Source organism: Microbulbifer celer (genome assembly GCF_020991125.1).
Classification (GTDB): domain Bacteria; phylum Pseudomonadota; class Gammaproteobacteria; order Pseudomonadales; family Cellvibrionaceae; genus Microbulbifer; species Microbulbifer celer.
In genome coordinates, this window is sequence record NZ_CP087715.1 from 2,995,198 (window position 1) to 3,014,749 (window position 19,552).

The window sequence follows — 19,552 nt, forward strand, 5'->3', positions numbered from 1 at the left end:
CGCGGACCGCGCATGGACGCACACAAAAATAAAATTGAAATAGCGATGACCCGAGCGATAGCACCCCTCCCCGTGTAACCGTTCCGCGTCAAAAGCCCCCCGGCAGGCCCCCCTGCTCCGTATACCGTATTTACAACAAAAAAGTCCGGACAACCGGACCAACGGCAAGGGTAACAACCATGAAAACCTCTCTGTTTCCAATCGCGGCGCTTTCGCTGGCCATTGCGGCCGCAGGCTGTACCGACAGAAAAATCAAAGGTCCGGACGCAACGCCCGGCACCGACAACAATGCTGCTCCGGTCGCGGAGGCCGGCCCCGATCAGGTGGTAGTCGCTGGCAGCAACGTCACCCTGGTGGGCGTCGGCAGCGATGTGGACGGCAGTATCACCAGCTACAACTGGAGCCAGGCCGCAGGCGCTGCTGTCACTCTGACAACAGACGATAGCGGCAAAGCCAGCTTTACCGCGCCGGCCACGGAGGAATCCGTCAGACTCACCTTTGAGCTGCGTGTCAACGACGATGGCGGGGCCAGCAGCCCGGCGGATGCAGTCACCGTCACCGTGCTACCGGTGCTGGATAAATTCTTCGGTGTCGCCACCGAACACGCGGACGACTATACCCAGCTCACCACCTGGTTCGATCAGATCACACCCAGCAATGCGGGCAAGTGGGGCGCGGTGGAGTCCACTCGCGACGTCATGGACTGGACCGATCTCGATGCCGCTCACACCTTCGCCAACAACAACGATCTCGGCTTCAAGTACCACACCCTATTCTGGGGCCAGCAACAGCCGGCGTGGCTCACCGACCTGAGTGCGGAAGAGCAGCTTGAGGAAATCAAAGAGTGGGTGGCCGCGGTAAAAACCCGCTATCCGAACCTTGAAATGATTGATGTGGTCAATGAACCGCTGAACGCACCGCCCACCTATAAAGAAGCCCTGGGCGGTGAGGGCAACACTGGCTGGGACTGGCTGATCACGGCATTCGAATTGGCCCGCGAGGCCTTCCCGGAATCCACGCTGATCCTGAACGACTACAACATTCTGAGCCTCGAGGCCGCCACTGAAGATTATCTCGCCCTGATCGAGTTGCTGCAGGAGCGCGAGCTGATCGACGGCATCGGCGTGCAGGCGCATTTTCTCGAGCAGTCCCTGGCAGCGGATATCAAAGACAACCTCGACCGCCTCGCCACCACCGGCCTGCCGATTTACATCTCCGAACTGGACATCAATTTTGCCGACGACGCCCGCCATGCCAACAAGCTGCGCGAGCTGTTCACGGTATTCTGGGAGCACCCGGCAGTGGCCGGTGTCACCCACTGGGGCTACCGCCAGGGCCATACGTGGCGCAGTGAAGCCTGGCTGCTGGCGAGCGACGGCAGCGAGCGCGCGGGCCTGCAGTGGTTGAACTGCTACCTCGCCGAGGAGGCGGAGTGCGATCATCTGGTGCCGGAATACACTCCCGCCGGCTGGAGCGGCAGCGACGACCTGATCACGCTGGAGGCGGAACTCTACGACGAGGGCCATGGCGTGCAGGCCGGCGACGACGCTGTGGTGCACGCCGATGTGGGCGACTGGATTGTGTTCAAAGATGTGGCGTTCAAGGACACCTGGGACAGCTTCAGTGTCAACTACGCCAAAGGCCCGGGCAACACTGGCGGCATCTCTATCCGCCTCGACAGTCTGGAAAACACCGACACCCTGCAGGTGCCGCTGCCTCCCACCAATGGCTGGAACGATTTCCAGACCAGTACGGTGGAGTGGACGCCGCTGTCCGGCAGTCACGATGTGTTTGTGCGCTTCAATGACGTTTCTGGTGTTGGCAACATCGACTGGCTGCGTTTTGGCGTCGCAGGCGCCAAGCCGGTGGCGAACCTGATCAGCAACGGCGACTTCGAACAGAGCGCGGAGGGCTGGGGCGCAGGCTGGGGTGGCGGCGCCCTGAGCACCTCCGCGGAATACGCAAAAACCGGCAACCGCAGCCTGCTGGCCTCCGATTTCAGCAGCGGCGCCTACGCGACCTACGACCTGACCGAACTGGTGGAACCGGGTACCAGTTACCCGATGATTGCCTGGGCCCTCCACACCGGTGCCGCTCCGGTACAGATCACAATGGTGACCAAGCTCGCGTGTGAGGGCCAGGGGGACCAGTATCTCTGGATCGCCGACAACGACGCGGTACCCACGCAGACCTGGACCGAATTCGCGGGTACGCTGGAAATCCCCGCAGACTGTCAGGTGAATGAGGCGTTGATGTATTTTGATAATACGCCCGGGGGGACCGATGTTTACCTCGACAGTGTGCAGGTGATTCCGCCGAACAGCGGCGAGGAAGAGGAAACCGATAACCTGATCAAGGACGGTGGCTTTGAGGGTGTGGTTCCCGCGGCGGCGTGGAGTGCCTGGTACGCCAGTGGCACCACGCTTGCGCTCAGTAATGAGCAGGCGCAGGCGGGCAGCCAGAGCCTGAAGGTTTCCACCCGCGCAGAGAATTCCAATCCTTCCTATGACCTGACGGCGGCAGTGGAAGCGGGTGCTGCGTATGATGTTGCGCTGTCTGTGCGGCATTCCGGGCCCAATGCGGCGCCGGTTCAGTTGACCCAAAAGTTGGCCTGTGAGGGAGAGAAAGACGCCTATCCGGCCGTTGCCGGAACGGACGATGACGACAATCAGATCAGTCTGGCGGCGAATGAGTGGCACGCGCTGACCGGCAGCTTTGAGGTGCCGGCGGGCTGTACCGTGAATGAGCTGCGGTTGTACTTTGAGGGTACGCCTCTGGAAGTGGAAACTTTCTATGTTGATGAGTTTTCGGTTACTCCGCAGTGATTTGGGCTTTGTAGTTTAGTCCGGTGGCGGCAGGCCGCCGGGTGCGGGTATTCAGGACCACTGTGAACCCGCACCCGGCGGCCCGCCTTCGCTTTATACTTTTGACCTTGTAGCCTTTTTTGGCTTTAGAATATTTCGCGGTTTCGGATAATAAGTGCAATTGGTAAGAGAGAGGCCAGCTGGTAGAGTCGGCGCCTCTCCCGACCAAGAGAAAAGCACTGATGAGCTACTACCAGCTGACCGAGAACGAACGATACCAGATTTACAGCCTGAGAAAAGCCGGACACTCACAAGCAGAAATAGCGGAGCTGCTGGAAAGGCATCCATCGACGATCAGTCGAGAACTGCGGAGAAATACGGGGCTGCGAGGGTATCGCCCTGGTCAAGCCCATAAGCTATCAGATGTCCGGCGACGAGAGGCCCATAAGGCGCGGAAAGTGACCGACGAGGTGCAGCGTCAGATTGAGCTGCTAACCATGCAAGATTTAAGCCCGCAGCAGACTGCGATCTACTTGGAGAGGCACACAGGTGTTTCGCTACACCATGAAACGATTTACCAGATAATTTATGCAGATCAAGCCAGCGGTGGGGATTTGTATACACATCTGCGGATAGCGTCCAAGCCATATCGTAAACGCTATGGCAGCTACGACCGGCGGGGAAAGATCAAAAACAGGGTGAGTATAGAAGAACGTCCAGTTGTTGTTGATCAGATGAGTCGGATTGGAGACTGGGAAGGTGATACTGTCATTGGCAAGGGACGCAGCGGAGCATTGCTGACGATGGTTGAGCGCAAGACATTGTTTACAGTCATTGTGCGACTGACGGGTAAACGAGCAGACTTGCTGGCCGATGCAGCTGTTGCTCACATGGCTCACCTGAAGGACAAGATTAAAACGATAACCTTCGACAACGGGCTTGAGTTCTCCGGACATGAGGTTATAGCCAGAGGGCTGGGCGCGGATATTTATTTCGCGCACCCCTACGCCTCTTGGGAGCGGGGGATCAATGAAAACACCAACGGTCTTATTCGGCAGTATTTTCCAAAAGGAACGGACTTCAACAAGGTGACGGACGATCAGGTTCACTTTGTTATGAATCGGTTGAACAGCAGGCCGAGAGAAAGTCGAGGCGGCAAGTCACCAAATGAATTATTTATGGGGCAGCGAGACGATTTGCTCGCTGCGTGAAGAAATTGCAGTTATTACTTGAAACCAAGTTTTATTGAATATGCTCAAGAACGTTTTTTTATATTGGGCAGTTACTGTCCTCGCCTGTCTGTTTTTTTCTTCCCATACCCTCGCGTTGGGTAGCCCCTCCTTTGTTTCCAAATCCCCTTCTCCGGAAGATTTTCGACTTGTCGACCGCAAGGCTTCCGCGCCACTGTTTGTGGACAGTAACGCAGATGCGGCAATTCGATTGGCATTGCACAATCTGCAGGAAGATGTCGAGCGAGTCACAGGTACCAGGCCCTCGCTGGTCCATACGATCAAGAACCTCGATACCCATGCCGTAATTGCCGGTGAAATCGGCAAAAGCCCACTGATCGATCGCCTGATCAGCGAGCAGCGGATTGATGTGAGTGCGATCAGGGACAAATGGGAAGGCTATCTGATTCAGGTGGTGGATAGTCCACTAGCCGGATTGGATCGGGCGCTGGTGATCGCAGGGCACGATCGGCGCGGAGTGGCTTACGGGATTTATGAGATCAGCGAACAGATTGGTGTTTCGCCCTGGTACTGGTGGGCAGATGTGCCGGTGCGCAAAGCTGATCGGATTTACATTGGCGCAGATACGCGCGTGGTGGATTGGCCGCGGGTGAAATACCGGGGAATATTTCTCAACGATGAAGCGCCGGCACTGACGAACTGGGTCAAGGAGAAGTATGGGGATTACAACCACCAGTTCTACGAGAAAGTGTTTGAGTTGATGATGCGCCTAAAGGCGAATTATCTGTGGCCGGCGATGTGGAACAACGCCTTCAACGATGACGACCCGCTGAATATGGTGCGCGCGCACGAGTACGGCATTGTGATGGGAACCTCCCACCACGAGCCGATGATGCGGGCGGACAAGGAGTGGAATCGGTACGGAAAGAACTTCGGTTCAGGGCGCGGCAAAGGCGCATGGGACTACGCCGTGAATGCGGATGGACTCTACGACTTCTGGAAGGAAGGGGCGGAGCGCAACAAGCCTTACGACAGCATCTATACCCTCGGCATGCGCGGACAGGCAGATACGCCCATGAGCGAGGAGCAGAATATCGGCCTGCTGGAAAAAATCGTGAAGGACCAGCGGGAAATTCTCGGCGAGGTGTTTGACGAACGGCCGCTCACCGAGGTGCCACAGGTGTGGGCGCTGTACAAGGAGGTGCAGGGCTATTACGAAAGCGGTATGCGGGTGCCGGAGGATGTGACGCTGCTATGGGCAGACGACAACTGGGGCAATATCCGCAGACTGCCGACGCCGGAAGAACGGCAGCGCAGTGGCGGCGCCGGGGTCTATTACCACTTCGACTATGTTGGCGGGCCGCGCTCCTACCGCTGGATCAATGTCACCCCTATTGCCAAAGTGTGGGAGCAGATGAATCTGGCCTATGCCTATGGCGCCGACCGGATATGGCTGGTGAATGTGGGCGACCTGAAGCCGCAGGAGTTTCCCACGGAATTCTTTTTGCGCATGGCATGGAATCCGGAGACCTGGCCGAAGGAACGATTAGCGGAATTCGGCGAACGGTGGGCGGCACGGGAGTTTGGTCCTGAACGTGCGCAAGAGATTGCCGAGCTTGTCCAGGGATACAGCCGTCACAATGGCCGGCGCAAGCCAGAGCTGCTGGAGCCAGGTACTTACAGCCAACACCACTACCAGGAAGCCAGCCGAATTGATTCGGAACTGGCGGAGTTGGTGGCTCGGGCGGAAGAAATTTACCGGGAAATGCCTCTGCAATACCGCGATGCATTTTTTCAACTGGTGCTCTACCCAGTCAAGGCCAGCGCGGTGGTTTCTCAACTATATATGGCCACCGCCCGCAATCACCTTTACGCCAGCCAGGGCCGGACCGACACCAACGAGTTCGCGAACAAAGCCGAAGACCTGTTCGCGCTGGATGCCAGTCTGAGCGAGCAGTTCCACCGTATCAACGACGGCAAGTGGAATCACATGATGTCCCAGCCGCATATCGGTTATACCCACTGGAACAACCCACCCGCCAATACCATGCCCGCCCTCGCCTCTTATCAGCCCCACGGTGAAGCGGATATGGGTGTCGCGGTGGAGGGCAGTGGGCAATTCTGGCCGGCCAGCGGCAATCTGGTTCTTCCAGAGTTCAGCCCCTACGGCGAAGCCAGCCACACCATCGAGTTGTTCAACCGCGGGACAAAACCATTCGATTTTTCCGCGACCACAAGCGCACCCTGGATTCACCTCAGTAAAACCGAGGGTACTGTACTGCAGCATACACTGCCGCTGTCCGTATCCATCGACTGGGAAAACGCCCCCGCGGGCAGGCACCAGGAAATTATCGATATCAAGGGCACCGGTTGGGGCAGCGCGCGCGTGCGGGTAAATAGCTTCAAGCCGGATACGGATGCCACTCAAAATATTGAAGGCTTCGTGGAAGCGGGCGGCTACATCGCGATTGAGGCGGCCAATTTCAGCCGCAAGCGGGATACGGGCGGTGCAGCCTGGGAGGAAATCCCCCTGCACGGTCGCACTCACTCATCCATCTCGGTCTTTCCCGCCAGTGACCGGGTGTTTGAAGATCCGCACCAGGCCCCCTTCGTGGAGTACGATCTGACGCTGTTCACTGCCGGCGAAATCCGCATACAGGGCCTGTTCGCCCCCAGCCTGAACTTTCGGCCCGGGCGCGGAATGCGCTACGCCATTGCGCTGGACGATGAGAAACCGCAGGTAGTGGATATCCTGGCCGACCTGTCGCAAGGCGCATGGGCAACCGCGGTGAAAGACGGCGTGCGGAAATCCGAATCCGTACACAAGGTCGAGAATCCCGGGCAGCACAGACTGCGCATCTACGCCATGGACCCCGGCGTTACCCTACAGAAGATCCTGATTGATACCGGTGGCCTGAAGCCCTCCTACCTCGGGCCGCCCGAGAGCCACCTTGTTACGGCCTCACCATAACCGAGGCCATGCCGCACTCATTATCTCTGCAGATTTTCTGCGGCGACACCGCAAACAAAAAGCCCACCGGTGTAGCGGTGGGCTTTTTATTCTGCTCTCGAAAACTCTACGGAATGACCACGGTTGCTTCAGCAAACTGTGGTGCTTTCAGATAGGGCCCCTGCCCCGATCCGACCGTGAGATTTACGCGGCCCCGGTAAGGCTGGAAAACACCCGCATTGTCCACGTAGGCGAGATCCTCACTTTCAATGACAAACTGCAGTTTTGTCGACTCTCCAGACGCCAGTTGCGTGTGTCTGAATGCCTTGAGTTCACGAATCGGAACATCAACCGGTGCATCCGGCAGGCTCAGGTAAACCTGGCTGATTTCTCCACCGGCACGCTCACCGCTGTTGGTCAGGGTCACATCAATCGCGAGCTCCTCCCCCGGCGCAATGGTTTCGGGAACGTTCAAATTACTGTAGGCGAACTGCGTGTAACTCAGGCCGTGGCCAAATGGATAGAGCACATCGCCGGTAAAGTATCGATAGGTGCGATTGGCAAACGAGTAGCCCTTGAAGTCCGGCAGGTCCTCAACACTGCGGTAGAAGGTTACCGGCAGACGACCGGACGGATTCACATCGCCCCACAGCAGGCGCGCCAGCGCGGTACCGGTAGCTTCGCCGGGATAAAACGCCTGTACGATCGCGTTGAGGTTTTCATCTTCCCAGTTGAGCGCCATGGCGCTGCCACTGAAATTGACCATTACGATCGGCTTGCCCAACGCTTTCAGTTTCCGCAGCAGGTCTTGCTGGACGGAGGGCAGCTTGATGTCGGTACGATCCCCGCCATCAAACCCCTCCAGTTCCACCGACATTTCCTCGCCTTCGAGCTCTGCGGAGATGCCGCCGGTAAACAAGATGACCTCGGCCCCACGCGCCACCTCAAGGGCCTCGGCCGCGTAGTCTCGGGAAGTATTGACCCATGTCAACTGGACTTCCGGCTCCAACGGGCTACCCGATACCGTGCGCAGAAACACGTCCGACAACGTCAGGGCATATTCCTCTCCGGCGACGAGAGACACTGCGCCGTCAACAGGCTGGCCATCAAGTAACAGCTCAGCACCGGTTTTGAACAGGTAGGTTCCCGACGCCTGTGGAACCAGTACACCTTTCCACACAACACCGAAATCCCCGTTTACCGTGTCGTCGATGGGCGAGCGGGTCCAGTAAAAATCCACCGTGGGATCGATACGGGTAAACGCCGGAGACTCAGCCAATGTCGTTGCCGGTATATAGCGGAAATCGCGCGCTTTCTCCCCCCGGGTGAGATCAACGGGGAAATACTCCGCTTCCAGGCCCGCCTGCAGTTCGCCATCTCCATTGCGGTGAAACAGGTTTTGGGCGCTGACGATTTCATAGTGCCCGTATTGATCGGCAATCAGTGCAGAGCCCGGCGCGTGGACTACGTTGCCAGCCCCGGCGCGCGAGCGGATCCCCGCAAGCGGCGTCACCGCATTGATCGGAGAACCATGGTAGTTCCCCACCAGTACAGAAAAATTGGTCGCGTTTGGGCCAATAACCGCAACTTTGGTGCCCTCCACCAGGGGAAGCACGCCGTCGTTTTTCAACAGCACCATGGATTTTTCCGCGACTTTTTCCGCTAGCGCCAAGTGTTCTTCAGACCCCACCACCGACATGGGAATCTGCGTGTAGGGCACGGAATCGGCCGGGTCGAACATGCCGAGTTTGAAGCGCGTGGCAAACAGGCGCTTGACCGCGGTATCAATCTCACTTTCATCAATCATATTGCGCTGCAGTGCGAACCCCAGATTGGCGAAAGTGCTGAGCCGGCCGGTGCCGCAGTTCACGTCGGTCCCGGCTTTCAGGGCCCAGGCCGCGGCCTCCGCCGGAGCCCTGACCAGGTTGTGGGCATCGGGCTCGTAAAAGTCCGCGATCGCACCGCAGTCTGACACCACATGCCCTTCAAAGCCCCAATCCTCTCGCAGGGTTTCTTTCAGCAGCATATCGCTGCCGCAGGCCGGCTCACCATTGACCCGGTTGTAGGCACACATGACCGCTTCTACATCGGCTTCCATCACTGCGGTCTTGAAGGCGGGGAAATAGGTCTCGGCCAGGTCTTTTTTACTCGCCGTATAATCATCGGAGTGACGGGATTTTTCCGGGCCGCTGTGTACCGCGAAATGCTTGGCCATTGCCGCGGTTTTCAGGTAGCGGGGATCATCCCCCTGAAGCCCGTTGATAAATGACACCGCCAGCTGCCCGGTGAGATACGGATCTTCACCGTAGGTCTCCTGCCCCCGGCCCCAGCGCGGGTCGCGGAAGATATTGATATTGGGCGACCAGAATGTCAGCCCGGTATAGCGGAACGCCATACCATTGTCGGCAAAGTAATGGTGCTTGGCCCGCGCCTCGTCGGAAATCACCGTGGCTACTTCGCCCAACAATTGATCGTCAAAGGTCGCCGCCAGACCGATGGCCTGCGGAAAGACCGTGGCCTTGCCCGCACGGGCCACGCCGTGTAGAGCCTCATTCCACCAGTCGTACTTCGCTACGCCGAGGCGCTCTATCGCCGGCGCATCGTTGTATAGCTGGCTGATTTTTTCCGACAGCGTCATGCGTCCGACAAGATCGTCAAGCCGCTGTTCGATGGGCAGTGAGGTATCACGAAATGGCAATGCATCGAAGGTAGCGGAGGCATCGACCGTTGCTGTGCTTTTATTCACACCCACGGCATGTGCACTTTTTTCAGTGTCTCCGGTACAGGCAGTGAAGGCGCAGGCAGTGAGCGCGCAGGCGGTCAGCAGCAGGCCTCGACTTGTGAGGAGCCTTCTGTTCTGTATTTTGTTCATTGTTATTCTTCCCTTGGCTATGGCACCGGCAAGGGTAGACCGGCCTCCGTTTATTGTAAACGTTTACATTAAATGGTAGCGTTACCTGCTAATGTGGTGACAATGCCATCGGCCAGACCTGACAAGAAAATTCCGATAACAATAAGCTGCTGCACATTGCCAGCGATGAGGAGCACCAATGAAAGCCATTCTTACCCCCCTGGTGTCCCTGACACTAGGACTCACCAGTTTTTCCCTGGCTTTTCATGCCAATGCGGACGTACAACTGCCCCGGCTCGTCAGCGATGGCATGGTGCTGCAGCGGGGTGCACCGGTAAATATCTGGGGCCGAGCAGATGCCGGCGAAGAAGTCCGGGTTGAATTCCAGGACCAGCTATACACAGTGGAGACCGACGACGGCGGTAACTGGTCGGTGACCCTCAAATCGCTGCCTGCCGGCGGCCCTCACTCAATGACCATCGCCGGGGAAAACCGTATCGAGCTGAAAGATATTCTCGTCGGCGATGTGTGGCTGGCCTCGGGCCAGTCGAATATGGAATATCCCATCAACCGGGTGGTCCACCGCTTCGCCGATGAAATTTCCGCGGTCAACAACCCGCGCATTCGCCAGTTTCGGGTACCCCAGACCTACGATTTCAATACCCCACGCACAGATCTGGAGGCAGGACAGTGGCTGCCGGCCACCCAGGAAAATATTCAGGACTTTTCTGCCGTAGCCTACTTCTTTGCCGCGGACATCGAGCGCGCTGAAAACGTGCCTATCGGCATCATCAACAGCAGCCTCGGCGGTTCACCGGCGGAAGCCTGGGTAAGCGAGGAAACCCTGAAAAAATTCCCGGAACACCTCAAAGAGCTGCAACGTTTCAAGAACGATGACCTGATCGAACAAATTGAGAGCTCGGACCGCAAACACAGCGACGCCTGGCACCGGGAAGCCGATCACAACGACAGGGGCTACAAACGCTGGCATGTGGAAAACCTGGATGTCGGCGACTGGTCCACCATGGCCGTGCCCGGCTACTGGGCGGACACGGCGCTGGGTAAAACCAACGGCGTTGTCTGGTTCCGCAAAACCATCACCCTGCCTGAAACACTGGCCGAAAAATCCGCTCTGCTGGAGCTCGGCCGCATCGTTGATGCGGACGAAACCTGGATCAACGGAGAAAAGGTGGGCAATACCACCTATCTCTACCCTCGCCGGCGCTACAGCGTGCCGGAGGGACTATTGAAAGCCGGCAAAAACACCATTGCCATCCGCGTGATCAATGGTGGTGGTCGCGGCGGCTTCGTCGAAGACAAACCCTACGCACTCACGGTGGCCGGAGAGCGTATTGATCTGCGCGGCGAATGGCACTACAAGCTGGGTACAACCATGGAGCCCGTGGGAAGCCAGACCTTTGTACGCTGGAAGCCCGCCGGCCTGTACAACGCCATGCTCCACCCGCTGCAGAAATATTCTGTCCGCGGTGCGCTCTGGTACCAGGGCGAGTCCAATGTCGGGCGTGCGGACGAGTACAGACGGTTGTTACCGGCACTGATCCGCGATTGGCGCGAAGGCTGGAAGCAAAATACCGGCAACAAGGAGCTGCCCTTCCTGTTTGTGCAACTGCCGAATTTTCTGGAACCACAGGACAAACCCGGCAACAGCGGATGGGCGGAATTTCGCGAGGCTCAGACAAGCGCGCTTGCACTGCCTAATACCGCCATGGCGGTTACCATCGATGCAGGTGAGTGGAATGACATTCACCCTCTGGACAAAAAAACGGTGGGCCAACGATTGGCACTGGCGGCGAGAAAGCTGGTCTACCGCCACGACGACATCACGGCTTCCGGCCCGCAACTGACATCGGCGACGTTCACCGGAGACAAAGCGGTGCTGCGTTTTTCAAGTGCCCAGGGAGAACTGATAGCAAAACCCTGCGATACGGATTGCCGTCATCGCGAAGCAGATTCTCCGCTGTTTGAGTTTGCCATTGCCGGCAGCGATGGCCGCTATTTCTGGGCCAACACCCGAATTTCCGGTGACAGCGTCGAGGTCTGGAGCGATCAGGTGAGTCAACCGCATTCCGTACGCTATGCCTGGGCCGATAATCCGGCAGAGGCCAACCTTTACAATCGCGCGGGTCTGCCCGCGGCGCCTTTCCAGGTCGATCGAAAAGACACCGGAAAAGCATCTCAATAGAAGTCTCCCACCACAGCAGCAGGAGTGACACAGTGAACTATCGTCAACTGGGAAAAACAGGGTACCGGGTGAGTGAGATCGGCCTTGGCTGTTGGCAGCTGGGGGGGGATTTTGGGCCCATTGCGGACGAGACCGCGAGCGCAATTCTCGACGTAGCTGCCGCAGAAGGCATCAACTTCTGGGATACCGCCGACGTGTATGGCAGTGGCCAGAGTGAACAGCACATCGGTAATTTCCCACACAAGCCCGACAATCTGCTGGTGGCTACCAAGGTAGGGCGTGGGCAGGACCTCTATCCGGACGGCTACAGCTTTGCCAGCATACGCGCGAGCCTGCAAGATTCTGCCCAACGCCTCGGTGTGGACACAATCGACCTGGCCCAGCTGCACTGTGTGCCACCAGAAATATTGCAGCAGGGTGACATCTTCACCTGGATGGAAGATCTGCAGCGCAGCGGCCTGATCCGCCACTACGGCGCCAGTGTGGAAACCATTGAAGAAGCCTTCACCTGCCTGGAAAACCCGGGGCTCGCCACCTTGCAAATCATCTTTAACCTGTTCCGTCAGGACGCGGCGGAGGCACTGCTGCAGACGGCAAAGGAAAAAAACGTGGGCGTTATCGTACGCCTGCCCCTCGCCTCCGGCCTGCTCTCCGGAAAATTCACCCGCGACAGCCGCTTTGCCGAAAGCGACCACCGCAACTACAACCGCGACGGCGCCGCTTTTTCTGTGGGTGAAACCTTTGGCGGTATTCCGTTTGAGAAAGGTGTGGCGCTCGTCGACGGACTGAAAGCCCTGCTACCGGACAACGTCGACAACGATCTGGCAGCACAGGCACTACGCTGGATTCTGGATCATCCGGCGGTGTCCACCATTATTGCCGGCGCATCCAGCCCACAACAGATTGCCCGCAACGCGTCGGTTTCCGACCTCGCCCCCCTTCCCGAATCTACCCACCAAGCACTGGCAGAGTACTACCAACAACAGGTGCGCCCGCATATTCGCGGGGCCATCTGAAAAGGCAGAGTGCGCAAGAAGAGCGCGGTAAGAGTAAAAATAAATAAAGAGGACCATGGCAGTGTCAAAGAACAAAATATTCGCCGCCGGTAGTGCGCTGATACTGGCCACGGCCTTCAGCGGCGTCCCGTATGCACAGGCCAACCCTGAAATCAGCGGGGATTTCCGCTTTAACCAGCTGGGGTTTTCCCCGCAGTCGGAAAAGGTCGCAGTTCTCGTTACACAAGACCTGCCCAAAGCCCCACCAACATTTGTGGTGCGCGCTTCAAAGTCCGGCAGGGCAGTGCTGGGCGGCGAGCTGCAACCGGGCCAAGAGAAAACCTTGAGTGGGAAAACCACGCTGGTGGCGGAGTTCTCGGGCCTGAAAACCCCCGGTCAGTACTATCTCGAAATTGCCACAGCTGGAGACACAGACGCTCTCCGCTCGAAGCCTTTCAATGTGGACGACAAGGTTTACCAGGATCTTGCCGCGGCAAGCGTTAAAGCGTTTTACTACCAGCGCGCGTCAACGGAATTGAAAGAAGTTCACGCGGGGCCCTGGCACCGCGCCGCCGGTCATCCGGATGACAAGGTGCGGATTCATCCCTCTGCCGCAACTGAAGAACGGCCAACCAATACCCTGGTGTCCGCGCCCAAGGGCTGGTACGACGCCGGCGACTACAACAAGTACGTGGTTAACAGCGGCATCACTATGGGCACGCTGATGAGCGCCTTTGAACGCTATCCGGAATATTTTTCCGCGCAGCCCCTGAATATTCCCGAATCCGGCAATGCCTTACCGGATATTCTTGATGAGGTGCACTACAACCTGGCGTGGCTCGTTGCCATGCAAGACCCGAGCGACGGCGGCGTGTACCACAAGCTCACCACCGCCGGTTTTGAAGGCATGGAAACGGCCGCACATCAGGCCACGCAACCGCGCTACATGGTGCAGAAAACAACGGCCGCCGCGCTGGATTTTGCCGCAGTGATGGCCCAGGCCTCGCGCGTATACGCGCCCTATCTGGAACAGGAGAGCAAAACCTATTTGCAGGCCGCGCTGGCCGCCTGGCGGTGGGCGGAAAACAATCCCGCGGTGCACTATCGTCAGGATGAAATCAATCGTCAGTTCGATCCGGACGTGACCACTGGCGCCTATGGCGATGAACAGCTCGATGACGAGCGCCTATGGGCGGCGGCGGAGCTCTACCTCGCGACACAAGAAGAGACATTCTGGTCCACCATCACCAATTCCACCCGGGGATACAGCCTGCCCAACTGGGGCGATGTGCGATGGCTCGGCTATTACAGCCTCCTCTTTCACGGAGACAAGCTGCCGGAGGGCAGCGGCCCCTGGCGCAGCGCGATCGAAAAAAATCTCGTGGTCGCCGCGCGAGAATTGCGCAGTGCCGGTGAGCGCAGTGCCTACCGGGTGCCCATGGCAAGCAATCCGGACTTCTTTGTATGGGGCAGCAATGCCGTAGCCGCGAATCAGGGTATTCTTTTTCTGGAAGCTTTCCGTATCACCAACGATAGCGAGTTCCTACACAGCGCAGAAGCCACGCGGGATTACTTGCTGGGCCGCAATGCCACCGGGTTTTCCTACGTCACCGGCTTTGGCTACAAAACCCCTCAACACCCTCACCACCGCCTGGCCGCGGCGCGCCCGGATCTACCGCCCCTGCCCGGATTTCTGGTGGGAGGCCCCAATCCGTCGCAGCAGGACGGATGTGAGTACCCGAGCAAGATCACCGATCAGTCCTACACCGATCACGTATGCAGTTATGCCAGCAACGAAATTGCCATCAACTGGAATGCGCCACTGGCCTACCTGGTCAACGGCCTGAACGCTATTGAAAGCTACTGAAAGCCATCACGACGAGAGTTATTCACACCATGAATAAATTCATCCGCAACCTGACCGCCGCCGCTGTATTAGTTACTACCTCATCGGGCGTATCGGCGGAAACTGAACATCCCGCGCTATTCGACTGGCTCGAATACCGCGGCGAAGACACGATTTTTGAGCAGCCAATCGCCCAGGACGAATACCGCAACCCGGTCCTGGCCGGCTACTACCCGGACCCGAGCATCGTTCAAGTGGACGAAGACTACTACCTGGTCAATTCCAGTTTCACCCACTTCCCCGGCATCCCCATTTTTCACAGCCGTGACCTGGTGAACTGGACCCAACTTGGCCATGTAATTGACCGGCCTGGACAATTGGACTTTTCCGGGCTTGGAATTTCCCGCGGTATTTTTGCCCCCGCCATCAGCTACCACAGTGGCACCTTTTATCTGATCACTACATGTGTGGACTGCGGTGGTAACTTTGTGGTCACCGCAGAGGATCCCGCCGGTCCCTGGTCGGATCCGGTGTGGTTGCCGGAAGTGGGAGGGATTGATCCATCGCTGTTTTTTGACGACGACGGCAAGGCCTATATCCTCAACAACGACGCTCCAGAGGGCGAGCCGTTGTACGAAGGCCACCGGGCAATCTGGGTGCAGGAGTTCGATGCGGAAAATCTGAAGACTACTGGCCCGCGCAAACTGATCGTCAACGGCGGCGTGAACCTGGCAGAAAAGCCAGTGTGGATCGAGGGCCCTCATTTGCTGCGCCGAAATGGCCAGTTGTACCTGATCGCCGCCGAGGGTGGCACCAGTGTGAACCACTCACAGGTCGTGCTCAAAGGCGAGTCGCCATTCGGGCCTTTTACGCCCTGGGATAAAAACCCCATCCTCACCCAGCGTCATCTCGACCCGGAACGCCAGAACCCGGTGACCTCCGTGGGTCACGCGGATTTCGTACAGGATGCGGAAGATAACTGGTGGGCGGTGTTTCTCGGCACTCGCCCGTATGAAGGAGACTTCTACAATACCGGGCGTGAGACCTTTCTGATGCCGGTAAGCTGGGAAAACGGCTGGCCAGTGATTACCCGCGGCGAGCAGCAGATTCCCACCGTCGGCAAGCGCCCCGCCTTGCCACCCCAACCCGCGGCCCCGGTTCCGACAACCGGCAATTTCACCCTGCGCGATGAGTTCGATGCACCGGATTTACCCATGCACTGGCTGCAGTTGCGCAATCCATCGCCCTCCCCCTGGTACAGCCTTACGCGGACACCGGGAAGCCTTCAACTCAACCCCACTCCCATCGCTCTGGGCGAGAAAGATAACCCCGCTTTTCTCGCGCGCCGACAGCAGCACCTGCAGGCTACTGCCACAACCCAGATGCGCTATCACCCTCAACAGAAGGGTGACCGCGCTGGCATGGCGGTTTTCCAGAACAGTGAGCACTTCTACTTTTTCGGGGTGACCGGCAATGCAGACGGCGGTTCCGATCTGATTGTCAGTCGCCGCAACGGCGGGGGAAATCCACAGGGACAAACCATTGCCCGCAATGCACTGACAACCGAGGCCGGGGAACTAACAAATATCCAGCTGCGCGTCACCGCCCGCGGCTCGGAATACGACTTCCACTACCGCCTCGAAGATGAAAAGCCCTGGCAGCCGCTGCTGCTGGCAGCGGATGGCCGGGTTGTGAGTACACGCAATGCCGGCGGCTTTGTGGGCGCAGTAATCGGGCTGCACGCCTTTAGCGCGAAAGCAGGCGCGAAAACCACGGAGGCCGATAGCAAGGAAGGCTGAGCGACTCCTCCCCCCCGGGGGAGGACGCGGACCGAACGGGGGGCTGGCACACTAAAGTTGTACAATTGCGCCTCCCGGGGTTCCAGCGTGGTATTACTTGAGTGTGGGAACCCCGGCCCAAGCCATGCTGATCGGTCAACGCCATGCTCCTAGCCTCCAAGTACAGCCTCCCCGACTGCCCGGAACACACGCTCCAGCGCCCGCGATTGCTGGGATTGCTGGAGCAAAGCCAGAGCGACCAACTGGTACTGGTGACTGCGCCGGCGGGCTACGGCAAAACCACCCTGGTGGCCTCCTGGGCGGCGGAACAGCGCAATCCAGTAGCCTGGTATTCCATCGACAGCGGCGATAACGAACCCGGGCAGTTCTGTCGCTACCTGGTGGAAAGTGTGCACCGCGCCACTGGTAACGGCGTGCCGGAAACCTGTCGCATGCTCGCGGCACAGCAGGTCCCGGACCCGGCCCTGATCATCAGCCAGCTGCTCTCGGAGCTGCGCCACCTTCCCAGCGAACTGCGCATCGTCCTCGACGACTACCACCAGATCGACAACCCCGAAGTCCACGACGCTGCGCGTTTTCTGCTGCGCCACGCACCGGCGGGGATCGGCGTGGTGATCACCAGCCGCAGCCAACCGCCCCTGGGGCTCGGCAACCTGCGCCTGCAGGACCGCCTGCTGGAACTCGGTACCGACGAGCTGGCATTGTCGGTAGAGGAAACCACCCAACTCCTCGCCCGCCGGCTGCCCTTTACCCTCGGCAGCGATCGCGTTGCCCAGCTGCACCAGCTGTCGGAAGGCTGGCCGCCGGCGATCCAGATGTTCGCACTCTCGGTGCGCAACCGCGAAGAAGTGGACCGCTATCTCGGCGAACTGGAACAGGGCCACGGCCATATTCTCGATTACTTGGCCGAAGAAGTACTGGAACGGCTAGACCCGCCGCTGCGCAAACTGCTCGCCAGCACCTCCATCCTCACTCGCGTCAACGGCACCCTCGCCGAGCGCCTCAGCGGCCAGGAGGGCGGCCAGCAGCAACTGGAACTGGCGGCCAGCCGCGGGCTGTTTTTACAGGCGCTGGATTCCAGCCGCCAGTGGTTCCGCTTTCACCCGGTATTTGCGCGCTTTCTGCAACGCCAACTGTCAGAGCGGCAGCAGCGCGAGCAACTGCACCAGATTGCCAGTGATACCTGGCTGGAGCTGGGGCAACCGTTGGAGGCCCTGCGCCACGCACTGGCCGCCGAAGACCGCGAGCGGGTACACAACCTGATCGCCGATCAGGGCGAGCAGTTCCTGCGCGAGGGACAATTCCGGGTGCTGAACGACAGCCTCAACTGGCTCGGCGAAGATGCGCTGAAACGCTACGCCCCCTTTACCCTGCTGGCCGCACGCCTGGCCCGAGACAGCTTCGATTACGCGCGCTGCAACAAACTGCTCGCCGCCAGTGAAAGCTGGCTGCAGCGGGAAGATCCGGATCAGTGGGAATCCTATGAAGGCGCCTTTGCCGCCATGCGCGCACAGGTGTCCGTGGCCCGGGGACAGATCCTCAAGGCCAAGGAATATGCCCAGGAAGCCCTCGACCTGCTGCCACCGGAACAGGACAACGAACGTATCGCCGCGCAGCTAGTGATCGGCGAAACCAGTTTCTGCCTCGGCGAACTGGATCAGGCCAGCCGCCATATGGAAGCGGTGGAAAAAATCACCCTCGCGCGCAAGGATATTCCCAGTGCCGCCTGGACCCTGTGCCAGCAGAGCGAAATCGCCTTTGCCCGCGGGCTGCTGAAAAAAGCCGCTGCGCTACATGCGCGCGCCCAGCGCCTGGTGGAAGAGCACCACCTGACCGGCCTGCCCATTTCTGAATTTGTATGCCGCCTGCAGGGACAACTGCAGTGGGAAGCCTGCGACCTGGACGGCGCGGCGGAATCCGCCCGACGCGGCATGCAGATCAATCGCAAGGTCGGCGAGCGCTGGCTGCTGCCGGAATACACCCTGCTGCTGAAAGTGGCGGTGGCCCGCGGGGACAAAGACGAGGCCATTGAATGGCTGGAGCGGGTGGATCACCTGCTCACCGATGAGCGCTACCATCGCGACTGGATCGCCAATGCCGACGCCGCCCGCATGCGCGTGTGGCGCGCACTGGGCAATACCGAGGCCATCGCCACCTGGCAGGAACAGGCGGTGCCGGTGGCGGACCGCCCCAGCAACCATTTCGAACAGTGCCACGGGCGCAACCATGTGCGCGCGCTGATCGAACTGCATCGCTGGTCCGACGCCAACCGCCTGCTGAGCCGTCTGCTCTCGGTTTCCGAAACCTGCGGTCTGTTCACCGATCAATTGCGCAATCGCGTACTGGCCGCCCATCTCGCCTGGTTGCGGGAGCGCCGGGAGCAAGCGCTAAAACATATCCACACCGCCCTCGGCCAATTATTGGAAAGCGATCTCACCGCCAGTGCACTGCAGATCGGCAAACCCCTGATCGTAATATTAAAAGCCGCCCTGGAAGAAAAAGAGAAAGCAGAAGAAAAAGGGGGAGAACAGGCCCTGGACGACGCCCGCGCGGACAAGGCCCGCGAGCTGATCAAACTGGCTCAGCAACAGCCGGAGCTGGGCGGTGGCATCCGGATCGAACTGGATGAGACCATCGTGCGCGAAATCCTCGCCAGCGACGACCTGCCGGACTTCCTGCGTCACTCCCCACTCACTCCGCGGGAGTGGCAGGTCCTGAACGCCATTCACTCCGGTCTCTCCAACGAGCGTATCGCCAGACACTTCAAGGTCGCCCCCAGCACCATCAAGACGCATATCCGCAGTCTGTACCAGAAACTGGATGTGAAAGATCGCCAGCAGGCGATTGCGCTGGCGGAGCAGCTATTGCGGTCGGTGCAGGACCAGCCCTAGTTCGTTACACCACACTAGTGGTC

9 protein-coding genes are annotated in these 19,552 nt (G+C 58.9%); 8 read left to right on the top strand and 1 reads right to left on the bottom strand.

The genetic code is table 11. The features are described 5' to 3' along the window. Positions 1-179 precede the first annotated feature (179 nt). The 3 genes from LPW13_RS12590 (at position 180) to LPW13_RS12600 (ending at position 6,965) form a co-directional block, all read left to right on the top strand. Positions 180-2,825 carry an endo-1,4-beta-xylanase gene (locus tag LPW13_RS12590; RefSeq protein WP_230435864.1) on the top strand — a complete coding sequence of 882 codons (2,646 nt, stop codon included), beginning with the start codon at positions 180-182 and terminating at the stop codon, positions 2,823-2,825. Positions 2,826-3,046: 221 nt separating this feature from the next. Next, entirely contained in the window at positions 3,047-4,015 is a 969-nt protein-coding gene (locus LPW13_RS12595; protein ID WP_230435866.1) for an IS30 family transposase, read from the top strand. A gap of 40 nt (positions 4,016-4,055) precedes the next feature. Beyond that, positions 4,056-6,965 carry a glycosyl hydrolase 115 family protein gene (locus LPW13_RS12600; RefSeq protein WP_230435867.1) on the top strand — a complete coding sequence of 970 codons (2,910 nt, stop codon included), beginning with the start codon at positions 4,056-4,058 and terminating at the stop codon, positions 6,963-6,965. A 106-nt stretch (positions 6,966-7,071) separates the two neighbouring features. On the opposite strand, the gene LPW13_RS12605 is transcribed toward LPW13_RS12600, so the two are convergent. Continuing rightward, positions 7,072-9,816, bottom strand: coding sequence for a glycoside hydrolase family 3 C-terminal domain-containing protein (locus LPW13_RS12605; RefSeq protein ID WP_230435869.1), 2,745 nt, complete (start codon positions 9,814-9,816; stop codon positions 7,072-7,074). 178 nt (positions 9,817-9,994) lie between these two features. Here LPW13_RS12605 and LPW13_RS12610 point away from each other — a divergent pair, with 178 nt between their 5' ends. From LPW13_RS12610 to malT, 5 genes are all read left to right on the top strand, one after another. Further along, positions 9,995-11,998 (top strand): sialate O-acetylesterase, encoded by a 2,004-nt coding sequence (locus LPW13_RS12610; RefSeq protein ID WP_230435871.1) that lies wholly within the window; start codon positions 9,995-9,997, stop codon positions 11,996-11,998. A 32-nt stretch (positions 11,999-12,030) separates the two neighbouring features. Continuing rightward, positions 12,031-13,014 (top strand): aldo/keto reductase, encoded by a 984-nt coding sequence (locus tag LPW13_RS12615; protein WP_230435872.1) that lies wholly within the window; start codon positions 12,031-12,033, stop codon positions 13,012-13,014. 61 nt (positions 13,015-13,075) lie between these two features. After that, positions 13,076-14,860, top strand: coding sequence for a glycoside hydrolase family 9 protein (locus LPW13_RS12620; protein ID WP_230435874.1), 1,785 nt, complete (start codon positions 13,076-13,078; stop codon positions 14,858-14,860). A 29-nt stretch (positions 14,861-14,889) separates the two neighbouring features. Beyond that, the gene (locus tag LPW13_RS12625) at positions 14,890-16,638 is read left to right on the top strand and encodes a glycoside hydrolase family 43 protein (RefSeq protein ID WP_230435876.1); all 1,749 of its coding nucleotides are present in this window, start codon (positions 14,890-14,892) and stop codon (positions 16,636-16,638) included. A gap of 143 nt (positions 16,639-16,781) precedes the next feature. After that, positions 16,782-19,529 (top strand): HTH-type transcriptional regulator MalT, encoded by a 2,748-nt coding sequence (gene malT / locus LPW13_RS12630; RefSeq protein WP_230435878.1) that lies wholly within the window; start codon positions 16,782-16,784, stop codon positions 19,527-19,529. Positions 19,530-19,552: the final 23 nt, after the last annotated feature.

Coding starts and splice junctions, on each gene's coding strand:
- LPW13_RS12595 (WP_230435866.1), top strand. CDS start 3,047: ATGAGCTACTACCAGCTGACCGAGAACGAACGATACCAGATTTACAGC.
- malT (WP_230435878.1), top strand. CDS start 16,782: ATGCTCCTAGCCTCCAAGTACAGCCTCCCCGACTGCCCGGAACACACG.
- LPW13_RS12610 (WP_230435871.1), top strand. CDS start 9,995: ATGAAAGCCATTCTTACCCCCCTGGTGTCCCTGACACTAGGACTCACC.
- LPW13_RS12590 (WP_230435864.1), top strand. CDS start 180: ATGAAAACCTCTCTGTTTCCAATCGCGGCGCTTTCGCTGGCCATTGCG.
- LPW13_RS12625 (WP_230435876.1), top strand. CDS start 14,890: ATGAATAAATTCATCCGCAACCTGACCGCCGCCGCTGTATTAGTTACT.
- LPW13_RS12600 (WP_230435867.1), top strand. CDS start 4,056: ATGCTCAAGAACGTTTTTTTATATTGGGCAGTTACTGTCCTCGCCTGT.
- LPW13_RS12605 (WP_230435869.1), bottom strand. CDS start 9,816: ATGAACAAAATACAGAACAGAAGGCTCCTCACAAGTCGAGGCCTGCTG.